The sequence below is a fragment of the Shewanella sp. N2AIL genome, from assembly GCF_022690845.1.
In the GTDB taxonomy this organism is placed as follows: domain Bacteria; phylum Pseudomonadota; class Gammaproteobacteria; order Enterobacterales; family Shewanellaceae; genus Shewanella; species Shewanella baltica.
In genome coordinates this window covers 1-4,235 of record NZ_JALBYT010000060.1, presented here as the reverse complement: position 1 = coordinate 4,235, position 4,235 = coordinate 1, and the positions used below count along the sequence as shown (strand labels likewise).

At 43.4% G+C, this 4,235-nt stretch carries 5 protein-coding genes and 1 pseudogene; 5 read left to right on the top strand and 1 reads right to left on the bottom strand.

Annotated features, from left to right (window positions below; all coding sequences use genetic code 11):
* Positions 1–141, top strand: a pseudogene (locus tag MO387_RS20615) (IS3 family transposase); the annotation flags it as partial.
* Positions 142–207: 66 nt separating this feature from the next.
* Here the strand turns inward: MO387_RS20615 and MO387_RS20610 are convergent.
* A complete protein-coding gene (locus MO387_RS20610) occupies positions 208–1,083 on the bottom strand; it encodes a TIM44-like domain-containing protein (RefSeq protein ID WP_107946317.1) in 876 nt (291 codons plus the stop codon).
* A gap of 567 nt (positions 1,084–1,650) precedes the next feature.
* On the opposite strand from MO387_RS20610, the gene MO387_RS20605 reads away from it, so the two are divergent.
* The 4 genes from MO387_RS20605 to MO387_RS20595 all read left to right on the top strand — a co-directional run.
* On the top strand, positions 1,651–2,352 hold the full coding sequence (locus MO387_RS20605) for a hypothetical protein (RefSeq protein ID WP_107946315.1): 702 nt from the start codon (positions 1,651–1,653) through the stop codon (positions 2,350–2,352).
* A gap of 83 nt (positions 2,353–2,435) precedes the next feature.
* Positions 2,436–3,452, top strand: a complete 1,017-nt coding sequence (locus MO387_RS20600) for a PD-(D/E)XK nuclease family protein (protein ID WP_107946314.1) — start codon at positions 2,436–2,438, stop codon at positions 3,450–3,452.
* Positions 3,453–3,549: 97 nt separating this feature from the next.
* Positions 3,550–3,678 (top strand): hypothetical protein, encoded by a 129-nt coding sequence (locus tag MO387_RS21230; RefSeq protein WP_267897850.1) that lies wholly within the window; start codon positions 3,550–3,552, stop codon positions 3,676–3,678.
* A gap of 84 nt (positions 3,679–3,762) precedes the next feature.
* On the top strand, positions 3,763–4,235 hold a 473-nt coding region (locus tag MO387_RS20595; RefSeq protein ID WP_242326498.1), incomplete at its 3' end, for a transposase domain-containing protein.

Sequence of the window (4,235 nt, the reverse complement as noted above, 5' to 3'; positions counted from 1 at the left end):
TGTAGGACATTTGCGGAGCTGAAGATACTTGTTAGAGAATCGATAGCAATATACAACGAAATGAGACCGCATCTGAGTTTGAATATGGCAACCCCTAATCAGGTGCACAATAGAAAAGGCCAGCTACTGGAGCTGGCCTAAAAACTGTCAACCTATCTTAGGACGGGACATATTAACAGATTAAGGCTGCTTTTGAAAACGGGCAGATTACTGTTCGATACCAACGATCAACCAAGGTGAATTGGCTTGCGTTACGTTACGCTCTAAATGCCAGATTTCCTTAATGTCCTCTTCTACGCCTTCAACGGTATCACGATAGCGGCCGCTAAATTTAACGCTCACTTCCGCAAGATTGGCATTGTGTGTGGCGCGGACAAGTTCTGCATCCAAAAACATCACTTCAGTGTGCTGATCGCCCACTAACTCGCGGCGTTGGTTGCTGAGTTCATTGTAAAGCTCAATCGAAACATACTCTTGGATTTTGCTTAAGTCGTTTTCATTCCACGCCAATTGCAAGGTTTTGTAGTGGCTACGCGCACCTTCCAAAAAGCCGGGTAAATCAAAACCGGCTGGCAAATCAAAAGGAACTGCGCTTGTCGCTTGGCCAAAACCATTGCTGCCACTGTTTGCATTATTTGTAGCATTGGTGGCAAAACCTGTTTGTTCAGCCTGTTGACGCTGCATATTCGGATTAGGTTGGCCAGCACCCGCGTAGGCTGGTCTTGGCTGTCCCCCCGCTTTTGAAGCCATCAGAGTACGGACAATTTTAAACAGCACGAATGCCAACAGAGCGATAATCAAAATATCCATAAATTGAATATTTTCAAAACCTTCACCCATAAACAGCGCAGCCAATAAGCCACCCGCTAATAAACCGCCTAACATGCCGCCCATCATACCTTTCTTGCCCGGCGCGCCCGCTGGTGCCGTAGTCGGTGTGTTAGTCGCCGCTGGTTGAGCAGGCGCTGTTTGATGACTCTTGCCAATAGACTTACTACCGCCGAACTTTTTCGCTTCTGCGACTGGACTAGCAACCAAGCTAACCGCAAAAATCATCGCAAACATAATTAATAACTTTTTCATTTATAAGATCTTTGTTTGTATAACCTGTGGTGTCGGCATCATAGCTGGATGACATTATATGTCAACTATCAAAAGAGAGGCCTAAGCTTACAAACTTCGTTTGTTCTTCTAAATCAAAATCAAAGTCGTGGGGCTTCGTCCCTAATTGTTCAACATGACTCGACTAAGAATGCGACAAAAGACACGTCAGTTCTGACTATGTAATGTGAGAAATGATTAAGCACTGTCATTCCAGTGACACGCAGCAAGCACATCCCTGTGTGCTCGACCGTGACATCCCTGTCACGGACGGTCACTTACATGCCAGTGCTTAATCTCGTTAACTACCTTGCATCCTGCTCGCTAGAGCTATCCAACGTCGAATACCCAGACCGAAAAAATCATATCAGCAGATATATCTTCTAAACCGCAATTTGACTCAATAACGTAGACAAAAGATATACCTATGATGCCTGCGAGAGTCACTTGAACAACTTCTTTTAGTGTAGCGTGTTCGAAATGGGGTGATATGGCGCCTAAACCCTTCTTACATAGCTTCGCTTCTGAAGCGTTCTCAAGGAGCCAATTATGCACCATTCACAATCTAAGGAAACCACAGGGCAAGACGTACCTTTTTGTCTCGTGGTTAACCACAGTCAAATCATCTTGAAGTCAGTGCTGGGAGCAACTATCTCTTCAGCTAAAGAGCAAATTAATATTACAAATGCGTTAGAAATTATAATCTGTGTCGAACCTCATCTTGAGAGTCTGCCGTTGTTGGCTGAACAGATTAGAAATGTGCCGCTAACTATTGCGATTTGTGCTCCTGATTGCCCCCCAACTTATCACCAACAACTAACAGAGTGTTTCGATGGCCTAGTCCAGTCACAACCTACGTTATATATCAGCCTTATCCGCGATCTGGTTGAAGTTAGATCTCGCAGCCCCCTTATCAGTATCGATCTGCCTGATATACATACCATGTTTAAACTTTCGCAAGGACGCATTAGTTATAAGAGAGTAATGCTGGATGCTAAGTCAATAAAAGAGGAACTCAATACTCTATTAAGCTCAAACCAAGACCAAGTAATAGGCCTGTTCTGCATTATGGCGATCGAACACGTTACATCTTTCACATCAATAAATGATGTTATCCATTCCATTCAAGCATATGATAATATTAGTTTATTATGTGGTTCTCGGCACGTATTTGGAAAGGAAACAGCAGCAGTTGGTTTATTATGGTTTGAGAGTTTTGTGAAGCCTACAGCTATTGCGCACTTGCCATAAAAGCTCCTACGCACCGAACTCAACCTTTCGAGATATTTAACATCTCCCTAAATTTTTATACATATAATCATAAGGAATATGAAATGAACCAACCTAATTTATTCTCATTCGCTACCAGCGAATTATCTCAAGATGCTTTTCTGTGCTGGTTACTAAGCTGGGCAGACCCAAGTCATGCCAATACAGATCCTGAGTTACATCGGCTTGGCTCTGCCTTACTCAAAGATTTAATTATTAAGGCGAAAGGGGATCTACCTCTGATATCCAAGGTACTAGTTAAACGTCAATACCAGCATCTTGATGTCCTATGCCTCGTGAACGATGACTTGGTTCTTATTATCGAAGATAAGACTGTTACAACAGAGCATGGGAACCAGCTGCAACGCTATAAAGAGCAAATGATATCTCAGTATCCACATGCTCAAGTATTAGGTATTTATTATAAAAGCGAGGAGCAAAGCAGCTTTAGAGATGTCAGGAAAAGTGGGTTTGAGCCTTATTTACGTCAAGATGTGCTTAAGTTGTTGACCACACATGCTACAGAAAATGCCATAGTAAAAGATTATTATGGATATTTATCCTCAATTCAGACAAATATTAACAACTACAATGTCTTACATGTTGATGAATGGAAAAACTCACAAAGAACTTGGATAGGATTCTACCAGTGGTTACAGCAAGCAATGGACATTGGAGATAACAGCTATACCGCTTGGAAGTATGTTGCTAATCCATCTGGTGGTTTCATGGGATATTTTTGGGCGTTCAAAGCGACTGGCTTATCAGATACCGAAATATACTTACAACTGGAGCATGAAAGGCTATGTATTAAAATCTCAGTTTCTGAAACAAATAACCGCAGTGAACATAGGGCTCACTTTTATCGTTTGGCTACTGACATTGCGGCTGCGTTAAACTTACCTTTAGTAAAGCCACCTCGATTTGGACATGGTGAATACATGACCATCTGCCAGTGGCCAGGGGATTACCGTATTTTTGACAGTGCAGGTGTCATAGATTTAGGCAAGACACTCGAACGGATAAGAAGTTTAGAGACAATATTGGAGCATGTAGTAAGCACCCAAGCCTGTGCACTTTAGACAGCAGTTTAACGGCCATTGTTAAATTCTCGGAATGCATAATTGTAAATAACCGACTATCAGGCATACCAAGGGCTTAACTGGATTAAGCACTGTCATGAAAGTGACCGTTGGCGGCATGGATGCCGCCGTCGAGCCCTCTGGGATGAGTTCATGGCGTGTCACTGGAATGACAGTGCTTAATCAATACCACCTGCTGCCAAAAGTGACTTTATTAACAAAATAAAAAAATCCCCGCATTGCGTAATGCCGATCAGTTAAGACAGATCACTTGACGATCTCGCTGAAAAGATCAAAATCCGATGACCTCATGTCATCGGATTTTTTTATGCAACTCTCAGAAGCACTCGCTCGCACTCATATTACCCGCCTAACAGAATTTACCTGCTTAGCTGATGTGTTGGAGCCAGAGTTAATTCAATCTTGTTTGGACTCTCAGGGCGTTGCGACATTAAGACGGCGTAAATTGCCGATGGATGCGATGATTTGGGCCGTTATCGGAATGGCTTTGTTCCGAGGGGAGTCTATTCGGTCACTCATCAACAAACTCGACATTGTTTTGCCGCAAGAGATTGATTATGTTGCACGCAGCGCCGTGACTCAGGCTCGAAAACGATTGGGCAGTGAGGTTATTCGAGAAGTGTTTAGTCGCAGCGCTAATACCTGGCACGCGAGAGCTGAACATCCTCATTGGTGCGGTCTTAACTTGTATGGTGTTGACGGTGTAGTGTGGCGGACACCCGATAGTGTCCAAAATCAAGCCGCCTTTGCGCGTACCGCAAA